The sequence below is a fragment of the Sporomusa sp. genome (genome assembly GCF_057736855.1).
The window spans coordinates 1,113-3,913 of record NZ_JBYKYF010000288.1 but is presented as its reverse complement, the minus strand read 5'-3'; the positions used below and the strand labels follow the sequence as shown (position 1 = coordinate 3,913).

The following is a 2,801-nucleotide window of genomic DNA, read 5'->3' as shown; positions in this document are numbered from 1 at the left end:
CCATCTGCTATGTTGGCTGCGATTACATCATAGTTAATAGTAGCTTCTGCCGTCGCTCCATTTCACTGCATGTACCAATTAAAATGATCCGGTTTATTGCTCCTTTCAAAGGTGGTCGCAGATAATATTCGCTAAAGCCTTAGCAGAGGAGCTGATGTCGGATGAAAAAGCTATTCAGCCGCCGGTCGGTAGCTGTTGACCCGGCACACATGATATTATTACATCAAGAAGCCATTGAACAGCTTGAGCTTATGCATACAGCCGTAGAGGCGTCAGAACATGCCAGCGATGGTATGCGTGACACACTTGTCACCATAGCCGAAAATCATTGGGAGGGTTACCTTGACACTTTACACATGCTTTGTATGCATGATGATAATTTAGCAGCAGTCACGAAAAAATATGGTTTTAAAGTGCGCGACAACGAGCTGACAGAAACCGATCGGCAGCTTTTTGGCAATCGCCTATTGGTTATGGCACTCCTCGTAGGGCTTATCCGACGACATCGTCGGTTTACCTATTACTATGGGCTAAGAGCAAACCCAATGGGTGATTATATCAAAGAATCCATAGCAACCGAGCGCGAGCACATAGCAATGATGATCGGCATGATACAAAATCTGTTGTGATCCCTTCCTCTTTGCAGGAGGCAGATTGCCTCCTAATATTTTTCCGAGTAAAAAGACCATATGACTAAATGATTAAGTAATGTTAGCCTGTCATTAGCGCTATCTAGGCGCACAAATGCGGTAGGCGATCTACATTTTAAAACTGATGGCATCGGCTTGCTCCAATGTACAACGCAAGCCGTGTTTTTTATTTTAAAGGATTTTTATTTTAGGAATGCGAATACTAGCGTATATGCAGATTTTTTTCGTGACCAAGGAGTGACTATGCCTGATTTCACTGTACCTTTAACCTGTCCTATTCTCCCAGTAAAAGACTTTTTACGGCGGCGGGCCGGACTTTCGCTAACCTTATGGCGTAAGATAAAAGCTAATGGAACCCTTACCATTAATGGCCAACCGGCACTACTATCCTCCCTGGTCTATCCTGGTGATACAATTACTGTCACTTGGCCAGAGATTTCCTCCATCGCTGCTGAAAACTTGCCGCTTTCCATTGTTTATGAAGATGACTGGCTGCTGATAGTAGATAAACCTGCAGGTATGCTGGTACATCCGGCGACAGGCGAACATTCAGGCACACTGGCTAATGCGGTCATGTATTATTATAGCCAACGACATTATTCGTGCAGCTTCCATCCTGTCAACCGACTAGACCGTAATACTTCAGGCCTAATACTTATTGCTAAACGTCCTGATATTCAACACTGGCTTAACCAACATCAACAGCTCATAGTAAAACAGTATTTGGCAATTGCCAGCGGTATTCCTAACCCAGCTTGCGGCGTAATTGATGCTCCTATTGGCCGTAAAAATAACAGCATTATTGAACGCGAGGTTCGTCCCGACGGTCAACAAGCCATTACCCATTATCGCCTCCTTAAGACGTTAAAGAATGCCAGCTTACTTGAAATTCTGCTAGAAACAGGACGTACCCACCAAATACGGGTTCATCTACAGTATATTGGCTGCCCGTTGCTTGGAGATGATCTCTATGGCGGTCCTATTGACCAAATTCAGCGACAAGCGCTGCATGCAGCCCAATTAACCCTGCCACATCCGGTTACTCAGCATCAACTTGTAATTACCAGTTCTTTACCGCACGATTTACGTAATCTTATCAGCAAACTTGGGGAATAATATATAAATATGATATAATGTATGTAAAATATGCTATAATATATCTGGTTCTTAGGAAAAATAGGAGGGATTTCCATGCCATTAGTAACTTCAAAAGAGATGTTTAAAAAGGCTTATGAAGGCCAGTATGCTATTGGCGCTTTTAACGTCAATAACATGGAAATTATTCAGGGCATTGTTGACGCCGCCAAAGAAGAGCAAGCTCCGCTCATCCTTCAGGTATCTGCCGGCGCCCGTAAATATGCCAAGCACATTTATTTAATTAAACTAGTCGAAGCCGCTCTGGAAGATTCTAACCTACCGATTTGTTTACATTTAGACCATGGTGAAGATTTCGAAATCTGTAAATCCTGCATTGATGGCGGCTTTACTTCTGTAATGATTGACGGTTCTAAACTACCGTTTGAAGAAAATATTGCACTTACTAAAAAAGTAGTAGAATATGCCCATGAACGCGGTGTTGTCGTCGAGGCTGAACTTGGTCGACTTGCAGGCGTTGAAGACGCTATTAATGTAAGTGCCAAAGAAGCTACATATACCGATCCTGATCAAGCGGTAGAATTTGTTGAGCGTACAGGCGTAGATTCCCTGGCCATTGCTATCGGCACTAGCCATGGCGCTTATAAATTTAAAGGTGAGTGTAAACTTGATTTTGAGCGTCTTGAAACCATATCCAGACTGTTACCAAACTTCCCGCTAGTATTGCATGGTGCTTCTACCGTACTACCTGAATTTGTAGAAAAATGTAATTGTTATGGCGGCCAAATCCAAGGCGCTCAAGGCGTTCCTGAAGATATGCTGCTCAAAGCTGGTAAATTAGGTGTCTGCAAAATTAATATTGATACCGACCTCCGTCTGGCTATGACTGCCTCTATCCGAGAACATCTAGCCAATCATCCATCAGACTTTGATCCCAGACAGTATCTCAAACCAGCCCGTGAAGCCATTAAAAACATGGTAAAACATAAAATGCGTAATGTTTTAAACTGCAGCGGTCGCATTTAGTATACAATTCTATATGGGAATGGTTAGTTA

Annotated in this window: 3 protein-coding genes; all 3 read left to right on the top strand. The window is 43.0% G+C overall.

The annotated features are described in order from the left end of the window. Nucleotides 1-161 precede the first annotated feature (161 nt). Nucleotides 162-629: a hypothetical protein gene (locus AC29Z1_RS14780; RefSeq protein WP_488272221.1), complete on the top strand. Its 468-nt coding sequence runs from the start codon at nucleotides 162-164 to the stop codon at nucleotides 627-629. A 264-nt stretch (nucleotides 630-893) separates the two neighbouring features. Beyond that, the gene (locus AC29Z1_RS14775; RefSeq protein ID WP_488272220.1) at nucleotides 894-1,766 is read left to right on the top strand and encodes an RluA family pseudouridine synthase; all 873 of its coding nucleotides are present in this window, start codon (nucleotides 894-896) and stop codon (nucleotides 1,764-1,766) included. 75 nt (nucleotides 1,767-1,841) lie between these two features. Beyond that, nucleotides 1,842-2,771: a class II fructose-1,6-bisphosphate aldolase gene (gene fba, locus AC29Z1_RS14770; RefSeq protein WP_488272219.1), complete on the top strand. Its 930-nt coding sequence runs from the start codon at nucleotides 1,842-1,844 to the stop codon at nucleotides 2,769-2,771. Nucleotides 2,772-2,801: the final 30 nt, after the last annotated feature.

What these genes read in the sequence shown, in the direction of transcription:
- AC29Z1_RS14780 (WP_488272221.1), top strand. Translation starts at nt 162, where the DNA reads ATGAAAAAGCTATTCAGCCGCCGGTCGGTAGCTGTTGACCCGGCACAC.
- AC29Z1_RS14775 (WP_488272220.1), top strand. Translation starts at nt 894, where the DNA reads ATGCCTGATTTCACTGTACCTTTAACCTGTCCTATTCTCCCAGTAAAA.
- fba (WP_488272219.1), top strand. Translation starts at nt 1,842, where the DNA reads ATGCCATTAGTAACTTCAAAAGAGATGTTTAAAAAGGCTTATGAAGGC.